The sequence below is a fragment of the Spirosoma endophyticum genome, from assembly GCF_900112365.1.
In the GTDB taxonomy this organism is placed as follows: domain Bacteria; phylum Bacteroidota; class Bacteroidia; order Cytophagales; family Spirosomataceae; genus Spirosoma; species Spirosoma endophyticum.
The window spans coordinates 22860-43247 of sequence record NZ_FOLQ01000022.1 but is presented as its reverse complement, the minus strand read 5'-3'; the positions used below and the strand labels follow the sequence as shown (position 1 = coordinate 43247).

Here is a 20388-nt window from a genome sequence, read left to right as displayed (position 1 = left end):
AAGTAATGAAGTTTAAATTTTAGGGCTTACGGTACTTGATTTATGATTACGATAGACCATCGCACGTATTTAACACGTCGTTCTACCATAAACCGAATACCGTAAACTGTGTTTTAGATTCCCCGTAGCCGCGCGACAATCAGCAAGCCGCTTACGCTAAGGGCATCGGTGATTCGGCTGGTCATCGCCATCTCGACGGCTTCGGCCAGCGGTAATTTCCAGACATGCAACTTTTCGGTTTCTTCGGGGGCATGCTCGCCCTGCACCAGATCTTCGGCGATGTACAAAAACCCTTCTTCATCCGTGGCCGAGTTGGACGTATGGATTCGTGCAATTTTAGTCCATTTCTGCGCTTCCAGTCCCGTTTCTTCTTTCAACTCGCGCCTGGCCGAATCCAGGGGATCGGTGTCGAGCGGAGAGCCGCCTTCGGGAATTTCCCACGAGTATTCGTTCAGGGGATAGCGATACTGCCCGACGAGGTACGTATTACCGTCGGCATCAATCGGGATAACCCCCACCGCTTTGTTTTTGAAGCTAACGACACCATAAATTCCCGGTGTACCAGCGGGCGTCAATACGTCTTCGTGCCGGATAGAAAGCCAGGGGTTTTCATATTTGACTGACGAATTGAGCGTCTGCCAGGGATTTTCAGTTGTATTCATGCAGGCAATAAACGTTTCAAAAAGCTAACTGTCACTGTAGCCCACCAGATTTTAACGAGGGGCTACAATGGGAGCCACGAAGTTAACGGCTTTCGCGCATACACTTTCGTTGCGTTCCACTGATTCGGTGGATTCTTATCAGACAGCAACGTAGTAACAACAGAATTCAGAGAATCAATAGAACCCATTGAATCATCTGTTATCTTCGGGCTACTACCCAATCGATCAACAGGCATGCATAACAAACTACTCGTAATCGGTCTACTTCTTGGCACTACGCTACTAAGCTATGGGCAGGATGATAAACTGGACATGACGACGATCCAGAAAATTCGCGAAGAGGGTTTACAGCACTCACAGGTCATGGAAACGGCCTTCTACCTGACCGATGTCAACGGTCCGCGCTTGCAGGGTCCCGGTTTTATTAAAGCCGCTAACTGGGCCAAAGGCAAACTCGCGGGCTGGGGATTGCAAAACGCCCGCCTGGAATCCTGGGGTGACTGGGGCCAGGGTTGGGCTGTAGAACATAGCTATCTGGCCATGACGGCCCCTTACTACAAAACGATTATTGCCGTACCCAGAGCCTGGAGCGGTAGCACAAACAAGTTGCAGGCGGCCGATATTCTGTATATCAGCGCATCAGACACAACGGCATTAGAAAGCTACCGCAGCCGGTTGAAAAACAAAATTATTCTGCTGGATCAGTCCTACAAGATCACCCCTACGTTCAGGTCCGATGCCAATCGGTATAACGACGAACAGCTCCAGAAAATGGCCAATGAATCCGTGACGCCACAGGCAGGACCGGACACGACGATGCGCAGCCGGATGCTGGCGATGCGCACGCAGAATGCGTTTAACCAGAAGATGCGAAAATTAGCGAAGCAGGAAGGTGCATTGGGCATGCTTAACACGACGCAGAACAGCGTGGATGGTACGTTGTTTGTCAGTGGTGACTACGCCAACGCTGCTCTGGGTGCCACGCCAGATGATCTGGCCGATCTGTCGATAGCGGTTGAGGATTACCTGACGCTTTGCCGACTGATGAAAGCGGGCATTCCCGTCAAGCTGGAGATCGACGTGAAAACGAAATTTTATAAAGATGATATCAAAGGTTATAACGTACTGGCCGAAATTCCGGGTACTGACCCCAAGCTGAAAGACGAAGTGGTGATGTTGGGCGCTCACCTGGATTCCTGGCATGCCGCCACGGGAGCTACCGACAATGCCGCGGGCAGTTCGGTCATGATGGAAGCCGTTCGCATTCTGAATACCATTGGCGCCAAACCCCGACGGACCATTCGCATTGCGCTCTGGAGTGGGGAAGAACAAGGGTTACATGGATCAAAGAATTACGTCACCAAGCACTTTGTTGATCCGGCTACGAATAAGCTAAACAAAGAGGGAGAAAACGTAGCAGCCTATTTCAACGTCGATAACGGAACCGGTAAAATCCGGGGTATTTATTTGCAGGAAAATCTAGCAGCCGGCCCCATTTTTTCGCAATGGCTGAAACCGTTTGCCGACCTGGGGGCCACAACGGTAACGCCCAAAAATACGGGCGGAACCGATCACCTTTTCTTTGATCGTGTTGGCCTGCCGGGCTTCCAGTTTATTCAGGACCCGATTGAGTACAGCACGCGCACGCACCATACCAACATGGACACCTACGACCACCTGATACCGGACGACCTGAAACAGGCCGCTACCGTTGTGGCCGCTTTCGTTTATAATGCGGCCATGCGGGACCAGAAAATTCCGCGCAAAGCCCCAGCCGCCAATACAGCCCGGTAAGTTTTTCTGACAGGATTTACAGGATTGCTCTTGCCAATAAAATCATCCCTTGTCCGAAACGTCGGCCCGGCTGTAAATCCTGTCAGAAAAATTTAGAGTAGTCCTTATGACTAAAGTAACGTATTACATCTGGCTTTTAATCGCCCTGACAAACACTACGTTTGGGCAAAATACGTCATCAACAAAACCGTTCGTTCTGGGACTTGTTGATGCTATTTCATCGAAAGAGCTAGGCGAAACCAGAACATTAAATATTTACCTGCCGGAAGGTTACTCGAAAGATTCCATCGCTACGTATCCAGTTATTTATCTACTGGATGGTTCGGCGGATGAAGACTTCATTCACATCGCCGGTTTGGTGCAATTCGCCAGTTTTCCATGGGTTAAGTTGTTGCCTAAATCGGTTGTTGTCGGCATTTCCAATGTCGATAGACGGCGGGATTTCACGTATCCGACCACGATTGAGAAAGACAGAAAGGACTTTCCGACAACAGGTCACTCGCAGAAGTTTATCGCCTTTATCGAGACCGAACTGCAACCGTACATCCAAAAAAACTACAGTACCAATTCTTCGAAAACGATTATTGGGCAATCGCTGGGTGGGCTTTTGGCCACGGAAATTCTGTTCAAAAAGCCCACCTTGTTCAACCACTACATTATCGTGAGTCCAAGTTTATGGTGGGATAACGAATCCTTACTATCTGTTGCGCCTGTATTTGCAAAGCCTGATTTTCAACAGAACACAACTGTTTTTGTGGCCGTGGGAAAAGAAGGAAAGATTATGGAGGCCGATGCCAGCCGATTGACAGACTTATTGAAAAAGAGCGCTGCCAAAACGATCAAGACCGACTTTCACTACTTCACAGATGAAAATCACGCGACTATTTTCCACCTGGCCGTGTATAAAGCCTTCGAGAAGCTCAAAAAATAAATCCTCCGTATCTTCGTCAACATGAAAACCACTACACTGCTCCTTCTTTCTTTTTTTCTTTTTCACGTCAGTTACGCCCAGACTATCCGGTATGACGTTTCCTTTCCGAACGCCATTCACCACGAAGCCCGGATTAGCCTGACGGTTTCGCAGTTGCCGAAACAGACCGCTACGTTCCGAATGAGTCGTTCGTCGCCGGGACGGTATGCCACCCACGAGTTTGGGAAGAACGTTTATAATGTTACAGCAGTAGATGAGCAGAATAAGCCGCTGACACTCGTTCGCACAGAGGGCGACGTCTACACGGTGCCTATCCACAACGGTACGATCAAGATCAGCTACACGCTATTTGGCAACCATCCAGACGGCACTTACCTGGGCATTGATCCGCAGAGCATTCACCTGAACATGCCTGCTACGTTCCTATGGATCAAGGGGTTCGACCAGCGGCCGATTGAGGTGAAGTTTAACGTGCCGAGTGAAAATATGGGCGTAGTCGCCACGCAGTTGGAACCTACGGCTGACCGCTTTACGTTTACGGCCCCTAATTTTCAGTACTTCATGGACTCGCCTACGAAAATCGGAAAGTTGGCTGTAAAGGAATGGCAACGTACCAATTCGGATGGCAAGCCCATTACCTTTCGGGTAGCGCTGGAAGCCGCCGTGCCCGACTCAACTGCCGATGGATTCGCGAAGAAAATTGCCCGCATTGTCGATCAGGCGAAGGCCGTTTATGGTGAATTTCCGCAATACGATTACGGCAGCTATACGTTCCTGGCCAGTTTGAACCCCTATGTTCGGGGTGATGGTATGGAACACCGCAACTCAACTATGATCGCCGTTCCCATTGCCTTCACCGGGCCAGAGCGCGTGCTAGGTGTATTTGCGCACGAATTTTTCCACTGCTGGAATGTTGAACGAATTCGCCCAAAAACGCTGGAGCCATTCAATTTCGAGAAAAGCAACATGAGTTATGAACTCTGGTTTGCCGAAGGTTTCACGCAGTATTACGGGGAGTTGCTGCTGGTTCGGGCGGGTTTCACACCCATTGAGGACTATACCAACACGTTGTCGGGTATTGTTTACACCAAACAGCAAACGCCCGGCGCAACGCACTATTCGCCAATTGACGCCAGTAGCCACGCCGTTTTTGTTGATGCGGGCGTGTCTATCGATAAAAACAATTACGTGAACATGTTCACGTCCTACTATACCTATGGAGCAGCCGTTGCCCTGGCCCTTGATCTGGAATTACGCCAGCGCAATCAGTCGCTCGATACGTATATGCAGGCCGTCTGGAAGAAATTTGGCAAAACTGAACAGCCTTACACCGTCGATGGCTTACAAACAGTACTCGGCAGCGTAACGACGCCCGATTTTGCCAGGTCATTTTTCAGTAAATACATCTACGGTCACGAAGCCATCGATTATGCTACGTTGCTGGCGAAGGCAGGCCTTACGCTCAAGAAAGCGCAGGAGGGCAAGGCCTGGCTCGGCAATATCCGCTACAATGAAACCGACAAAGGGTTGGCTATAGGGGCTAATACGGTCCGGGAAACGCCCATTTATAAAGCGGGTCTGGACATTGATGACGTAATCACGGCGGTAGATGACCAGGCCGTTACCAGGACAGAAGCCATTCAGTCAGCGCTTGCCCAGCACAAACCCGGCGATGTGATTCAGGTTGCCTATACGCACCGGGGCGACCCAAAAACGGCGTCAGTTACGCTGGCTGAAAACCCGGCGACCTCCGTTCAGCTGTACGAAAAAACGGGGGGTGCCCTTACGCCAGACATGCAGAAATTTCGGGATAGCTGGCTGGCGCCGAAGGCAGTTAAGTAAGACAGGAGGACAGATGTTACGTTTGGCGTAGTCTCCGACTACGCCAAACCCGGTGGTTAACCAGAAGACAAACTCTTTCCCCGGCTGATTTCAGGTAAACATTCCCCTTTCGAATCGTTACCTTTGCGGCACCAAACGCAATTCCACAGGCCCGCATGAGTGTCAGTCAACAAACGAAATACCGCTGGATGGGCATCTCGCTGGGCCTAAGTATTGTCCTGCTGATTCTCAAATTCACCGCTTACTTTCTGACCTCGTCAACGGCTATTCTGAGTGATGCGGTTGAGTCAATTGTCAACGTAATAGCCAGTGGGTTTGCGTTTTACAGCATTTACTTAGCCGGGCAGCCCCGCGACCAGAACCATCCTTACGGCCACGGAAAGATCGAATTTCTATCGTCTGGATTTGAGGGCGCCATGATCCTATCGGCAGGACTGGTTATTATCTGGCAGGCCATTAACAGCTTTTTCGAGCCCAAAGTGCTTAGTAACCTCGACTGGGGGTTTGCGCTCGTGGGCCTGACAGCCGTAGCCAACGCCTTTGTAGGCTGGATGCTTATTCGGTCGGGCAACCAGGCTGATTCTGCAGCCCTGACGGCCGATGGTAAACATCTGCTCACCGATACGTTCAGTAGTATCGTCGTTATGATAGGCGTGGCCCTGGTTTTGTGGACCGGCAAACACTGGATTGATAGTGCGCTCTCGGTGGTGCTGGCGCTGGTCATAATTTATAATGGATTTCAGATTACCCGCCAGTCGGTGGCCCGGCTTATGGACGAAGCCGATGTGCCGACGCTCCATCGCGTGGTGTCCCTCCTGAACGTCCACAAAGACCGTAACTGGATTGATGTGCACAACCTGCGCGTTCAGAAATACGGTGCCGATCTGCATATCGACTGCCACTTAACCCTACCCTATTACTGGAAGCTAAATCAGGTGCACGAAGAAGTGCATCATTTTGAGGATACGCTCAAAGCTGGCTTTCAGGGCGAAGTCGAAATTTTCGTGCACACCGACCCCTGCGAGAAGGAATGTTGCCATTATTGCCAGGTAGCCAATTGCCCGGTGCGAGCGTTTGCGTTTGTAAATGACGTAGACTGGACCGCTGATAACCTGCCGCTTAATCAGAAGCACTTTGTCCCGTTGGTAGCACCAAACGCCTGAATACCAGGCAACCTGTTAAACTAACTTTCGCCTGTACCAGGGTGCAACAACGGAAGAAATCTGTTTTCCCGGTTAGGAACCAATGGGCAGCGAAATAGTCGTACCAAGACCAGCAGTACTATGGCCGGTCGTTTATATACCTAAAAATAAATTAAGTTTTTTTACAAGAAGATAAGATAGCACGACGCTGGCCCGGCGTCTGGCAACTAGTATTCGTTACTGGTCCTTGACTTTAAGCCATGAACGTTAGTAAAAGCAATATTTTTTACTGAAATAGTTGTATTAAATCTTTTTATTTACCAATTTTGTCCCACTTGCTGCTCAACGAGTAGCATCCAACATTGCTTTTTTCAATTCAGGTTGTATTCAATAGGAAAGCCTGGTCGCCCTACGATCAGGCTTTTTTTACTGGCAGAGGGCATGGGGGTAAGGGCCTAGGGAAAGGCAATCTTCCAGAAACCCTATGCCCCTTCACCGTCCGCAAATGCCTTTAAAATCGCAATATTGGCAGGTCTCGAGCTGGTCTGTCTTCTTAAAAGGCTCGTTCGGATCGAGTAGTTGTTGAATCAGTTGGCGCAGTAACGCTTCTGAATCGTCGATGTATTGCTGCGGACTGTCGTCGTCGCCAAACCGGACGGGATTTGATTTAAACCCACCCGTTACGTCGCGAAACGAATAAAAACCTGCTTCTACGGGTAGACCCACCGCGGGAAAAATATCTTTTTTTGCTTTGTCGCGGGGTAATCCCCCGTAGGCGCTGATGTTTTTAAGGGCCAAATAACGGTAAAGCCACAACTGCCGCATTTTATCCTCCCGGCCATCTTTCAGGAGCTTTTCGGCCAGATCCAGGGGCGTTTTTTCGGGCAGGCTGACCTTGCCTGTTTTGTAATCGACAATCCGGATAATGTCCCCGTAGCGTTCAATCCGGTCAACTTTTCCGGCAATACGTACCTGAATTGACGCTCCTCCATCAATGGGCACGGTCAGATAGGTTTCGAGGGTTTGCTCGGTTCCGATAACGGTCAGGCCGGTAAGTTTGCTTTGCTGGCGTTGAAAGTCGAGCATTAGTTTCTGCGCTAATTCGTACAGCAACAAATTCATTCCCGACTCAATGACCCGCCCTTTCATCGACTTAGCAAACTCTTCGTCAAGCAGCTTTTTGATGATTGACTCATCAATGGGCAACGCTTTTAGATGATACTCAAGGTCTAACCGCTCCATTACTTTGTGCAACCAGCTCCCGAACTCAGCCGCACCCATTTTCTCTTCAATATCTTCGTCTTCACTAATACTGACTATCCGACTGAAATAAAACCGCATCGAGCAACTGACAAACTGGTTCAGGTGTGATGGATATAATCCTTTCGTTGTCAGGCTTTTGATAAGGTCTGCCCGGATAGATTCCGTTTTAGGAACGCGCAGGGCGGTCAGGTCAGCAACGGTGTCGGCGCCTGTACGTCCAAAGCGCACCGTTGGGTAACTAATCCGAACGAGACCTTTCGAACGGGGTACCAGTTCATGCTCAATCTGCCGAATGAATCGACTGGGTTCTCCCTTGCTGTTTCCATAAGCGTCGGTCGACGTAGTATGCAGTAAGACAATCTCGCTGGCCCGTTGTAGCAATCGGTAAAAATGGTAGGCCATAACAGCCTCCTGTTCACGGTATGTTGGCAGGTTAAGTTCGGAAGCAATATCGAATGGAATCAGCGAGTTCAGTTTCCGGGACTGCGGCAAAATACCCTCATTCACGGACAGAATAATGACGCGATCAAAATCCAGGGCCCGCGTTTCGAGCATCCCCATAATCTGTAACTGGCTCTTTCCTTCGCTTGTGAACGGGATGCTTGTTTGCCGAATCAATTCATACAAAAACTGCCGAAAACTACGCACGGTGACGGTGGCATGGGGCAAGGAGCTTGAAGCATAGGGGGCGGAGCCTGGAATTTCATCGTCTCCTTGTGCCAGTCCTTGCTCCCTTCTCCACACTCCTCGCTCCTCGCTCTCTACCCCCTGCCGCTCCAGCGTGGCTTCGAGTTGCTTGAGGAGGGTAAAAAACAGATACAGGTATTCAATTTCGATAGCATCCTGACTGACTTTGTACACGTCGCGCAGCAGTTCGATCAGGTCGTAGAAAGCACGTAGCGCCTTCATAGGATCTTCATTGGGCCAGCGCGTAAACAGCACCTGCACCAGCGGATCATACTGGCCTAACGCCTGAATTTCATGCTCGGTCAGGTAGACTCGCTGGTCTTTCACGATTGTCTTCGCAATCCACTGAAACAGCGGTTCCGGCGGAAAAAACTCGCCATTTTCCTGAACGCCACCGGGCCATTTCAAGCCCATAATCCGCTCATACTGCGTCACGAACGGGTGATTTAGTACTTTCACCACGTGCCGGTGGTGGAACTTTGGAATACGCAGGTCACGACCGTCTTTCGCCCGAAACTCATGAACGGTTCGCTGCATCTCGAACAACGTATCGACCAGCGTAAATAACAACGACGAACGTAGCGACAGACCCATCGTTACGTTCAGATCGGTCACATTTTCATCCAGTGCATAGAGCACCGGTACCAGCAGCGTTTCATCAGCCAGCACGATGGCGGTCTTTTTAGTCGATAGTTGATAGTCATCAGTTGTCAGTAGATTGTCAGTCAGTTGCTGATAACTATTGACTGACGACTGATGACTATTTTGCCAGTCACTGTAAATTTTCCCGGCCACCTTGGCCTGCATACTGGCGTTCGGCACGCCGACGATACGAATGTTTTTTTCGGTGCCGAGCAGGTTATTGGCTTGCTGGGCAAGGTCTGCGTGATTTTGTTTAGAGAAAAACCAGCCATTATCCCGGTATCGACGCAGAAATTCGCCCGCTTCCTGGCCTTTGTCACCCATGTAATACTGATCGGCGTCCCAAATGAGTTCGGCTTGCTGCGCATCGACCAGGACTTTTATGATGTGTTCCTCTGCCCGGCTAAGGGCATTGAAACCGACAAAATAAACGCGCTCATAAGCCGTATTGTCCCGAATCAGCGACTCAACATTTTGGGCTAGAATCCGGTACGCCATACCTCTGTAGGCCAGCCCCTGCTGGGTCAGGCGTTGATGCAGCGCGTTGTAGGCCGTATGTAAATTCTCAAAAAGTTTGAAGTAGCGTGTCGTGCCCGGTGTTTCGACAATGGGTTTGGCGGCCGACGGCCTATCCACCTGCCAGCGTTCGAGGGCTTTGGCCGCCGTCAGGTAACTGAACAGTTCATTAGGACTAACGAGGTATTGGTCAATACGGTCGAAGTCGGCCAGCAAGATCGATGCCCACCCCACAAATTGCTCAAACTCAACCAACGGGTCAATCTCCCGAAAGACATCGTAGAGTTCAAAGAGCAGACTAACGGAGTCAATAAGTTGTACACCAGCCGCCTGCGTAATGAAATCATCGACAGCAAGGGTATGCGGAGCCAGAAAAGGGCGATCAGAACGTGCAGCCAGTTCGTCCAGAAATACAGACACGGCCCGGCGGGTTGGCAAAATCACCCAAACATCACTCAGGCTGGGACCGTGGGTGTCAAAAATACGTTGGGCCGTTTGCCGAAGAAAAGTCAATAGTCGTTGTTGTTAGTCGTACAGTAAAGATAACTGACCAGTCAGCGAGTATTCGCTAAATGGTCAGATAAATTCAGTAATCTAGTTGATTTGGCAGGCTATCGACCTGGCTATAGATGCCACTACGTTACGGATAGACGATTCGGGCATAGTAATGCGCTTACTGACCAAAACGGTATGCCGTTGTCAGGCCAACGTATTGTTCATTCTGCCTCATCCGTGCGGTTTCCCGCTGTTTGAATGAATACACCACCTGGAGCGTCCATCGGGCCTGCGAAAAGACAAACCCAATATCATTCCTATATCCCCAATGCCTGAGAGGAGACAAAATGGCCCCTGCATTAGAACTGAAAAGACCGCCCTCTACCGTGGCATTATACAATTGATATTGGTAGGATGGATGAAAGAAGCCATACAATTCCGTCGTTTTTTGGGTAGGTGCCTGAACCCGGTCAATGCGGGCATTAAATAAAGACGATTGGTCGGGTCGGGCAAAACGGCCCACCTGAAACAGAAATCCTGCGGAGGCATTGGTGAACGTGTTTCCAATTGTTACCTGAGACGTAGCGTGAACATTGAGCCAGGTTTTGCGCCAGGAGTCGGGAATAAGTTCATGCCAGTACTGCCCCTGTAGATTGACGCCTATCTCATTTTTAACCTGATAATTCCAGCCTTTGGGCTTGATCAGATCGAAGGTTCTATGGATAAAGAGCTGTGATTGCTCAGCCAGCGCATCTTTCCCGACCACACCCACGGCTACTGAAGTTTTCAGTACATGCCCTTTTTTGTAAAAGAATGTCATGCCCTTTTCAGCGAACAGATAGCCCGCAAACGGTCTGTCAATCAGATCAACCGTGATGGCGGGACCAATAGAACCGGGCGTGAAGATCAGTTGTCCCAGTTGATAAGAGGACGTAATTTTAGTGAGCTTATTGGCGTCGGTGATACGTTTATTTAATCGGTTGGGCAGGTAGTTCAGGGTTAAAAACAACCCATTTGTGTAATATCCGTCATGAAACTGCAGGCAGTAATTATCATTTTCGGATGTAACTTTTAGCTCATATGGATGCTGTTGACTATAACCACAATAGGTAAAGCAACACAAAATGACTAATCTTAGTACAAAATTTATCGGGCAACTCATAGCGTTAATGACCGCTCAAGTAACCGACAAATTCATCAAATTGTTGCTAATGAGCCATGTCTGGTCGCGCTTGCCTACCAATTCCACCGAAGTACCATAGTCGGATAAGATTCCGTTCAACCGTCAACGTCACAGACGCGGTTGTTCATTTACGCGGCTACCCCACTAATCGCCTGTCTGATAGTACAGCTCCGTAACGTCCGGGTATACGATCCATGCAAGTTGCTCGTATCAATTGTTAAGCAGGAAAATACTGGATCATTGACCAACTATGGCGGTTAAGCTTACCACTACCAACGCAGGCAACTGGGTACTGACAGCTACGATTCTGGCCTCCAGTATGGCCTCTATCGATGCCTCTGCCCTCAACGTAGCGTTGCCCGTCATCCAGCAAAGTCTGAAAGCCAATGCGACCCAATTGGTATGGGTTGTCAATGCCTACGCCTTAATGCTGGCTTCCCTGATTTTGATGGGCGGTGCTTTGGGCGACCAGTTGGGGCGCAAGAAAATCATGATGACGGGGATTGCCCTGTTTGTAGTCGCTTCGGCGGCTTGTGGAGCGGCTTCTTCTATCGAATGGCTAATTGCCACGCGTATTTTGCAGGGTATGGGTGGCGCTCTCATGATTCCGGGCAGTCTGGCCATTATCAGTGCTTTATTTGAGGGTAAAAAACGAGGAAAAGCGATTGGTACGTGGTCGGCAGCAGGTGCTTTCACGGGGGTGGCAGGCCCCTTGCTCGGCGGTTTACTGGCCGACGCCGGCATGTGGCGATATATCTTCTTATTGAACCTACCGCTTGGCCTGGCATCTTTTGCCATTATTTATGTTAAAGTGCCTGAAACCCGTGACGAATCGGACACCGGGCCCATCGACTACTGGGGAAGCCTGCTGTCGTCCTTGGGACTGGCGGGTCTGACGTACAGTTTCACTATGTGGTCGTCGCTGGGCCCCGCAAACCCGGCTGTCTACGGTTCGCTGGTTGGAGGGCTCGCTAGTTTAGGTGCATTTGTCTGGGTAGAAACCCATCAGAAAGCACCCCTGGTACCCCTCCATTTATTTGCCTCCCGAACATTCACCGGGACCAACTTGCTCACACTGCTCTTATATGGGGCCTTAAGTACAGCCTCTTTTTTCCTGACGCTCAATCTGGTACAAATTCAGGGGTACCGACCCGCTCTGGCGGGTATGGCCTTTATTGCGTTGCCTTTACCCCTGATTTTATTCTCCCGGTGGGCGGGAGGTTTTTCAGACCGGCATGGTCCCCGACTCCCGTTGATCATCGGGCCTATTATTGTTGGTTTTGCTTTTCTGTGGTTATCGTTTATTGGCCTTACGCCTGGTCCGAGTCATTACTGGTTCACCTTTCTGCCAGGTCTGTTACTCTTTGGAATAGGTCTGATCTTTACCGTCGTACCGCTGACCAACGCGGTGATGAGTTCGGTTTCCACGCACTACGCGGGCACCGCATCGGGCATCAACAATGCGGTTTCCCGAACGGCTGGTGTGTTATTTCTGGCGATAGCGGGTTCAGTAGCCATTGTCAGTTTCCGTTATGAATTGATCGAATTCATTAAACCGTTACATCTCACACCTTCCGTTGTTTCGGCTTTGCGCGCCGAGGCCGATCAACTAGGTGGCATCAGCGTGCCGGAGGGCGTTACGTTTACCCATCGAATCGAACTGCAAAAAACCATCAAGCTGGCCTTTCTGCACACATTTCAGCTTGTGATGTGGGGCTGCACAGGGCTGGCCTGGTTGAGTGCCCTTATGGCTACGGTCTGGGTAGAAACCCGCCAGAAAGTATTGGCCTGAGCCTTAGTATCTGCGCAACGTACTTATATGGCTGCTAAGTATACAGGCAAAGTTGCCTGCTGTTACTTCAGAGCATCCCGTTGTTAATCACCCCTAACGGATCGATAGCGACATACCTACTTTTGTCGGGCAAGTTAGCGTATGAATACACTCGTTTGCCTTCTGCTACATGGCAACAAATTGCTTGTCTGCTACGTGGCAGTCTGCCCTACTCCACAAAACAGTCCAACGAATGAAATCTACAGGTATAACCGTAACCTTAGCGTTGATAAGTTTCATCGCGCCAGCCGATCACCGCAAGGATCTGCTACGTGCCCGGCCCTGTGCTGACATGGCTATTGTGGCCCCCAATGACCCTGTCCAGGCCAGGCAAACCGTCATTACGTTCCTGGTCTGGTATAAAACTCACATTCAGGTAGCCAGCCGCATTTCGTTAGTCAATCAAAAAGCGGGGAAGCCTTATTCGGTTAATTTACCAAATGGAGAACGCTACCTGGCTTATCTTAAAAGCAGCCATCTCCTGACCGATGCCTACCTGAATGAATGGCGGATATTTTTCAGGCAACGTAATGAAGGCTTTCAAAAAATCCCCCAGATCGAAGGTCCACCCACCGGATTTGACTATGATCTGGTGCTTCTTACGCAGGATGTCGACATGATGCTGGCTTCCCTGAAATCGCTAAAAATTGACACCGTAACGATCGTAAAAAACCGGGCAACAGTAACATTTACCTTATTTGACGCCTACCAATTCCGATTGATACGTAGTGGTAATGGCTGGCTGATCAACGAAATCCTGAATATCAGCCAGGAATAAATGGCAGGAAAATTAGTCTTCATCAATTCTGTCCGCCATCTCAGCTATTTGTGAACCATGAAATTTCTCCCCTTTCTGTTTTCTCTTCTTGAACTGGGATGGCTGACGTCCTGTAAAAATTCCGGTTATCAGACGAAAAATGGCTCCGTCTACTATAAAGACAATCTTATCAATGAAGCAGACGAGGCTACGTTCGTGGCCCTGAATGACGTTTTTGCCAAAGATAAACGTAGGGCGTATTATCGGGGACTATCTATTGATGGCGCAAATGGGGCCAGTTTTACGGCGCTCGATGACCATTTTGGCAAAGACCGGGCAACCGTTTTTTATTGTGATAATTACATTGACTTTCAGTTGTTCAATACGACCCGAAAGGATAAGATCATTTCGATTCCTACGGCCGATGTGGGCTCTTTTGTAGCTATTCGCAATGAGTATGCGAAAGATAAGTTTCGTTGTTACTATAAAGATTCAGGCTTTGCCGTGAACGACGTGGCCTCCTTTGAACCCCTCGATTACGGATTTGGGAAAGATAAGCAGGTGGGCTATTTTGAGTTTAAGCCAATCCCTGGCAGCAACGGCAGTTCCTTTGCGGTGTTAAGCAGAAATTTTTCTAGGGATCAGCAAGCCGTTTATTACTCCTGGACCAGGCTGGATACGCCGGCTGGAAAGTCAGCCTCGGGCATTCGCGTCATTCATGAGGCTGATCCAAACAAGTTTACCACCGCTGGTATGTACTATGCGCTGGATAAAGACCACGCTTTTTATAAACATAACGTAGTAGAAGCGGCTGACCCAGCCACGTTTAAACAATGGGATGAGTCGACCATTGATTATGCCTCCGACAGCACGCACCTTTATTTCCAGGAGAAATGGATCAGAGAGGCCGATAAAGCGTCGTTTAAATTAGTATCAGATAACTATGCTTGGGACAATAAAGCCGTTTTTCATAAAGGCAGCCGCATTGAAGAAGCTGATATAACATCCTTCACAGTTCTTGAATCCGGATACGCCAAAGATGATAAACGTGTTTACTACAACGGAAACGTGTTGAACGGAGCGGACCTGGCTTCGTTTGCACTCGTCCGTAACGAAGCCGATCGGGATGCTGCGGATAAAAAACATTCCTACTACGCTGGCCGACGATTTACCCCAGAGAAAGATTTAAACTAACTACCATTACCAACAAACAGATGTAATATAACAAAACTCAGGCAACAGCATTTCAATTCCACTACGGTACGAATAGTAGACCAGACTGTAGGAGACGTATGCCCTTCAATATTATATTTCTATGCCACTTTTACATTACCAGGATTCACAGGATGTATCTGGTGGCTAACCCTGCTTTATTCTGTCAATCCTGGTAATGTAAGACTAATGCATCCGGTCGCTACGTACCTCCAGATTGGCCATGATGTCGGCTTCTATGGACAGGAATTCTTTCCAGCGTATCCGGACGCGCTCGGCGGGCAAATAGGTCTCGGCCAACTCGATGAAGGTGCGATAATGGCCTGCTTCCGAAACCATTAACTCCCGATAGAATTTCTGTAAGCTTTCGTCGGCCAGATGTTCCGAAAGAAGTTTAAAACGTTCGCAACTTCGGGCTTCGACGAGGGCGTTGATCAGCAGGTTGTCCATCATCTGCCCCTGCTGATCGCCACTCGTCCGGCGAATTCGGGTGCGGAGTTGATTTACATAGTCATCTTTTCGCTGACGCCCCAGCGGAATATTCCGTTTATTAAGCTCTTTGAGTACACGCTGGAAATGTCCCCACTCTTCGGTCACGATGGGCGTCAATGTTTCTACCAGTTTCACATTGTCGGTGTACATGACAATAAGCGAGATACACGACGATGCGGCTTTCTGTTCGCACCAGGCATGATCGATCAGAATTTCACCGATGTTCATTTCGGCGATGTTAACCCAACGTGGGTCGGTAGGCAGTTCAAGTCCTAAGGTCGTGAGCGACATAGATTACAGTCGTAAGTCGATAGTCAGTTGTTGTAAGTAAAGCAAAGTTAGCGATATGCGCGATAACCTACCGGGCTGGTTTTGTGTTATTCGAACGTAGCGATAGCCTTATGAAATCAGTTGTTCATTTCGTCTTTCAGGTATTTTTAGTCGGGCTGTTGGTAGGTTGCAATCAGCAACCAGCCGATAAAACCAGCAACGTTATCGACATTAATCCGGCTAAATTACCGACGCTACGTTCCGGGGAGGCCGTGGCTACGGTAGCTGGGGGTTGTTTCTGGGCTGTGCAGGAAGAAATGAAATCACTCAGGGGTGTTCGGGAAGCCGTGTCTGGCTATGCCGGTGGTGATCTCGACTACCCAACCTACGAGCAGGTCGGTACAGATCAGACGGGGCATGCCGAAGCCGTACAAATCTACTATGACCCAAAGGTGATTTCTTACGACGTACTAATGGATGCTTTTTTTGCCGGTCACGACGCTACTCAGTTGAACAAACAAGGCCCCGACATTGGTAAACATTATCGATCCGTTGCTTTTTATAGGACTCCTGACGAAAAAACACGTATTGAAGGGGCCATCCGGCGCGATCAGGCGAATCATAAAGCACCCATTGTCACTCAGGTGGAATCGTTTAAGGCATTCTTTCCTGCGGAGGTCTATCACCAGGATTATTATCGCCACAACAAGTACAATATGTATATTACGCTTGTTTCGAAACCTAAGGTGGAAAAATTCAGAGACCGGATGGAGGATAGGTTGAAATAGGGATATGGTCCTAACATTCGGCACGCCCTGTGGCAATTTGTCAAGTCCCGTAACCGTTCGGCCAAATCTCATATTGCGGGATTGGCCTGAACCCCTTAACATTGCTTAATCTTTTGATCGAACGGGCGCTCCCGAAACGACAGACCTTTATGCCAGAACCAGATAAATCGCTAGGCCGTAAAATCCTGGGTTTCTTCGTCAAAGAGGAAGAAACCGGAACCGTTTCAACCGGAACGCCACCCGTTGCCTCAGCCGCTTCGGGACCCAGACCGGCCACCAACTCGACCGATCCAGGTCCCTCAACGGTAGCATCGGCATCGCCATCAGGCGGTAACGTGCCTACTTCGGCTCCGTCGGGAGCTGTGGATTCGAAGTTCGCGGAGCATTTTGCGAATGTGCTGGCGCAGAACAATCCACCCGGCCCCGACTATTTCGAGTTTCGCGAAACACTACGTAGCCTAAGCAACCTTGGCCTGCCGGAAGACAAGCAGTATCAGGCGGCCTGGGCAAGTTTTAAGGCGCTTGGCGGTCCGGCCGACATAGGTGTGTTGACGAATACAGCCAATCAATACATTGCGGTACTGAATAAGGATCAGACAGCCTTTGGCAAAAGTGTTGAAGCAGCCCTGGCCGAACGGGTGGGCGGCCTGCAGACAGAACAAAAGCGTCTGCAAATGGAAAATGAAAACCTGGCCAAACAGTTGATCGAGATTCAGAAGCAGATTGACGCTAACACAAACCGACTGACGGCGATTGGTGGCGAAGTAAACGAGCAAAGTGCAAAAATCACGCAGAATCAGAAAAACTACGAGTCGACGTTTGCGCACTTTACCGACCAAATTAAAGCTGACATTGCTAAAATGGCGCAGTATTTGAAATAGGTGTTCGGTTCTCGGTTTTGGCTGGCGGACCGGCGAAAGAAACTAAGTGTCAGCCAACCAAAAACCGTAAACCGAATACCCAAAAACCTATAACTTAAAACTAAATGGCAACACCTGATTTTTCTCAACTTGGCGGCAATACGGACGTAGAGAAGCGTTCGTTCTGGAGCCGCCCCGAAGGTATTCTAGGTATGATCACACTGGCCGGGGTGGCTGGTCTGGGATTGGTTTACTTCAACCGAATCGTTGAATTTCTGATCCGTGCTACGTCGAATATTCTCGAACTGGCGCTGTTACTGGGTGCGTTGGGCGTACTGATTTTCCTGTTCACGAGCAAAGATGTTCGGACGGCGGTTTTCTTCCTGTTTAAAACATTGATGCGCAGCATTACGGGCACGGTCATTCAACTGAATCCCATCGCCATCATGAAAATCTACATTCAGGATTTAAAAGAGAAGCGCGAGAAGATGCAGGGACAGATCAATATTCTGGCCGGGCAGTTGGTGAAGCTGAACAAAAAAATTAACGAGAACAACGAGACGATCAAGCAGAAATTTGCGGAAGCCAACAAGGCGAATTCATTGAGTGACAAACCCGGCATGCGCGAAACAGCGCAACTGGCCACTATCGAAGGAGCGGGTTTGCAGGAGATGAACGAGAAGTTGCTACCCCTTCAGCGGAACATGAAAAATGTGCTGGCGTTCATGGAAAAAGTAAACCAGAGCGCCGACTACATCATCAAGGAAACCGAAATCAAAGTTCGGCTCAAAGAAACTGAATACCAGATCGTTAAAGATAGTTCGAACGCGCTCAAAACGGCGGTTAGCATCTTCAAAGGCGACCCTGACAAGAAGTTTTACTTCGACCAGTCGATGGAATACATTCAGGACGATATGAGCATGAAACTCGGCGAAATGAAGCGGGCCATGGACCTTTCGATGGACTTCATTAACGGCGTAGATATTCAGAATGGCATTCTGTCGGACAAAGGCGAGGCTTTGCTTGAGGCTTACAATAAAGGGGAGTTCAAGATGGTTCAGTTAGATGCCCCTGCTCAACCAGTTAACCTCGGCCCTACCCCGGCTAAAGATGCCGGGTATAAAAATTTGCTTGACTAATTTTTAAAGAGCGAAAGAGTGAATGAGCGAAAGCGCGAAAAGCTGACGCAGGTTTTTACTCACTCTTTCGCTCCGCTCCGGCGTTCCGGTTCACTCTTTCACCTTTAAAACTATGCAACGTTTAACCGTGGCCGGTCGGCTACTCATTACGGCCCTGATACTGGGCGCTGCCTTCTTTGCCTTCCGCTACTTCGGTGGTAATGCCGCTTTGCGCAAACTGGCGCCCAAAGACAAAGAATATTCTGAATCGCAAACGCTGCCCCGCGCGGATGACAAAACCGCTGAAGGGGCCGTGGAGGAATCCAGCGCATCGGATGATAAATCGTCGAGTGAAGCCTCCAGCAATCAGTCGCAGAAATCGTTCACATTTACACCCCCAGAACCCCAGAATGGCAAGCTAAAAGGGGTTGTCGAAATGGGGGCCAGCGGCTTCAACTCGTTCATCGTTCGGATTGATGACCAGAAACACTGGAAACTCGAAAAAGCTGAGTTTGGCAATAGTCTCGTCATCGAAAACATGGCGTCGGATGATGACATCCGGGCAGGTTTGAAGAGCTACATCGGCAAAATGCTCGACTTTGGGGTTGGCGGTCGTGATATTCAGTTTGTGGTTAGCTCGGGAGCGGTTAAAGCCGAGGGAACCCAGAAAATTATCAAAGCCCTGAAAACACTCAACTACGTAGTCAATACGGTTACGCCTGAACAGGAAGGTTCGCTGGGGTTGCGGGCGGTACTCCCAGCCGAATATGCTGACAATTCGTTCGTAGCGGATATTGGCTCGGGGAACACCAAGATTTCCTGGAAAGAAGGCGGCTCAACCAAAGCGCTGGAAACCTACGGGGCTAAGTATTTCCAGAATGGAACCAGCGACGAAACGGTTGCTACCGATGTGCAGGCGAAAGCAAAGCAGGTGCCAAGTGATCACCGCAAAACCTGCTTCATTATTGGGGGTGTACCATTTGAGCTGGCGAAGAGTGTTCGGAAAGGCAAAGAACGCTACACCGTTCTTGACGCGCCATCGGCTTATAAACTCGACAATGCGAAATCGAAAGCGGGGCTGAACATCTACAAAGCCATCGCCGACGCGACGGGCTGCGACCAGTTCGTTTTCGACTGGGATGCCAACTTTACCATCGGTTATTTGCTAACGTTGAAATAAAAAGCATGGGGCTTGGAGCGGGGCGCACGGCGAAAACAACCCGTGATCCTTGCTCCAAGCCCCGTGCTCAATGCCCCTTCCCCCATGACCCTCCGCGCTATTTTTGAGTCCATATCGGGCCACCCGGCTATACTTTTTTTGCTCCTGATGGCTGTGCCGACAGGAGCTTTTTTAGTGAATTTATGGTCGGGGAATACGGCGGAAGAAATCTGGAAATGGCGATACGTATATGCCGTTCTGGTTTATTTAGCCTGTATTCCGGGTATTTTTGCCGTCACCCTGAACGTTTATCTTTTCCTGTTTGAACGCCAGAGCATCTGGGATATTAATCTCGGCGCGCAGGTGCTTCCCATTTTAACGATGGCGGGCACACTGATGCTAATCCGACAGAAAATTCCGTTTACGTACATTCCGGGTTTCGGTAAACTGTCCGGCTTCCTGACCCTCATGACAGCCATAATGGGTATTTTGTGGATCGTTGATCGTACCCACCTGTATGCCGTCAGCTATGTCCCGTTCACCTACGTTGTCATTGGCTTTATCGCCCTCCTGCTGATCATTCGCTTCGCCTGGAGTCGAATTTTCTGAATATGAGTAAATGTAATGTCTGAGGCCAGGTTATGATAATTTTCCGCTGGAAACGGGTCGATCCGTTATCTAGTATATTCAGGATAGTCAATATGTGGGGAATGTTGTGCCCGTTCAACGAACGTATCAACGCAA

At 49.5% G+C, this 20388-nt stretch carries 16 protein-coding genes; 12 read left to right on the top strand and 4 right to left on the bottom strand.

Annotated features, from left to right (window positions below):
- Positions 1 to 113: 113 nt before the first annotated feature.
- The gene (locus tag BM202_RS30250) at positions 114 to 662 is read right to left on the bottom strand and encodes an NUDIX domain-containing protein (protein WP_093833281.1); all 549 of its coding nucleotides are present in this window, start codon (positions 660 to 662) and stop codon (positions 114 to 116) included.
- A 234-nt stretch (positions 663 to 896) separates the two neighbouring features.
- Here BM202_RS30250 and BM202_RS30245 point away from each other — a divergent pair, with 234 nt between their 5' ends.
- The 4 genes from BM202_RS30245 to BM202_RS30230 all read left to right on the top strand — a co-directional run bounded on the left by BM202_RS30245 (position 897) and on the right by BM202_RS30230 (position 6392).
- Positions 897 to 2456, top strand: coding sequence for a M28 family metallopeptidase (locus tag BM202_RS30245; protein WP_093833279.1), 1560 nt, complete (start codon positions 897 to 899; stop codon positions 2454 to 2456).
- A gap of 106 nt (positions 2457 to 2562) precedes the next feature.
- Positions 2563 to 3387, top strand: coding sequence for an alpha/beta hydrolase (locus tag BM202_RS30240; RefSeq protein ID WP_093833277.1), 825 nt, complete (start codon positions 2563 to 2565; stop codon positions 3385 to 3387).
- Positions 3388 to 3408: 21 nt separating this feature from the next.
- Entirely contained in the window at positions 3409 to 5229 is a 1821-nt protein-coding gene (locus BM202_RS30235) for a M61 family metallopeptidase (RefSeq protein ID WP_093833275.1), read from the top strand.
- A gap of 155 nt (positions 5230 to 5384) precedes the next feature.
- Complete coding sequence (locus BM202_RS30230) at positions 5385 to 6392, top strand: cation diffusion facilitator family transporter (protein ID WP_093833273.1); 1008 nt, start codon at positions 5385 to 5387, stop codon at positions 6390 to 6392.
- A gap of 471 nt (positions 6393 to 6863) precedes the next feature.
- Here the strand turns inward: BM202_RS30230 and BM202_RS30225 are convergent, their stop codons facing one another.
- Together BM202_RS30225 and BM202_RS30220 are read right to left on the bottom strand one after the other, a co-directional pair.
- Positions 6864 to 9992, bottom strand: coding sequence for a PD-(D/E)XK nuclease family protein (locus BM202_RS30225; RefSeq protein ID WP_093833271.1), 3129 nt, complete (start codon positions 9990 to 9992; stop codon positions 6864 to 6866).
- A 160-nt stretch (positions 9993 to 10152) separates the two neighbouring features.
- Positions 10153 to 11136 carry a lipid A deacylase LpxR family protein gene (locus tag BM202_RS30220; RefSeq protein WP_093833269.1) on the bottom strand — a complete coding sequence of 328 codons (984 nt, stop codon included), beginning with the start codon at positions 11134 to 11136 and terminating at the stop codon, positions 10153 to 10155.
- Positions 11137 to 11407: 271 nt separating this feature from the next.
- Between BM202_RS30220 and BM202_RS30215 the strand changes: the two genes are divergently transcribed.
- From BM202_RS30215 to BM202_RS30205, 3 genes are all read left to right on the top strand, one after another.
- Positions 11408 to 12949 carry an MFS transporter gene (locus BM202_RS30215; RefSeq protein ID WP_093833267.1) on the top strand — a complete coding sequence of 514 codons (1542 nt, stop codon included), beginning with the start codon at positions 11408 to 11410 and terminating at the stop codon, positions 12947 to 12949.
- 232 nt (positions 12950 to 13181) lie between these two features.
- Positions 13182 to 13766: a hypothetical protein gene (locus BM202_RS30210; protein ID WP_245776848.1), complete on the top strand. Its 585-nt coding sequence runs from the start codon at positions 13182 to 13184 to the stop codon at positions 13764 to 13766.
- 57 nt (positions 13767 to 13823) lie between these two features.
- Entirely contained in the window at positions 13824 to 14939 is a 1116-nt protein-coding gene (locus BM202_RS30205; RefSeq protein WP_093833265.1) for a DKNYY domain-containing protein, read from the top strand.
- A 204-nt stretch (positions 14940 to 15143) separates the two neighbouring features.
- Here the strand turns inward: BM202_RS30205 and miaE are convergent, their stop codons facing one another.
- Positions 15144 to 15740 (bottom strand): MiaE family protein, encoded by a 597-nt coding sequence (gene miaE, locus BM202_RS30200; RefSeq protein ID WP_093833264.1) that lies wholly within the window; start codon positions 15738 to 15740, stop codon positions 15144 to 15146.
- Positions 15741 to 15850: 110 nt separating this feature from the next.
- Between miaE and msrA the strand changes: the two genes are divergently transcribed.
- The 5 genes from msrA (at position 15851) to BM202_RS30175 (ending at position 20253) form a co-directional block, all read left to right on the top strand.
- Complete coding sequence (gene msrA, locus BM202_RS30195; protein ID WP_093833263.1) at positions 15851 to 16507, top strand: peptide-methionine (S)-S-oxide reductase MsrA; 657 nt, start codon at positions 15851 to 15853, stop codon at positions 16505 to 16507.
- Between the two features lie 149 nt (positions 16508 to 16656).
- Entirely contained in the window at positions 16657 to 17388 is a 732-nt protein-coding gene (locus BM202_RS30190; RefSeq protein ID WP_093833261.1) for a hypothetical protein, read from the top strand.
- Positions 17389 to 17492: 104 nt separating this feature from the next.
- Positions 17493 to 18506: a hypothetical protein gene (locus tag BM202_RS30185; protein WP_093833259.1), complete on the top strand. Its 1014-nt coding sequence runs from the start codon at positions 17493 to 17495 to the stop codon at positions 18504 to 18506.
- 112 nt (positions 18507 to 18618) lie between these two features.
- On the top strand, positions 18619 to 19665 hold the full coding sequence (locus BM202_RS30180; protein ID WP_093833257.1) for an acetate and sugar kinases/Hsc70/actin family protein: 1047 nt from the start codon (positions 18619 to 18621) through the stop codon (positions 19663 to 19665).
- Positions 19666 to 19749: 84 nt separating this feature from the next.
- On the top strand, positions 19750 to 20253 hold the full coding sequence (locus BM202_RS30175; protein ID WP_093833255.1) for a hypothetical protein: 504 nt from the start codon (positions 19750 to 19752) through the stop codon (positions 20251 to 20253).
- Positions 20254 to 20388 lie beyond the last annotated feature (135 nt).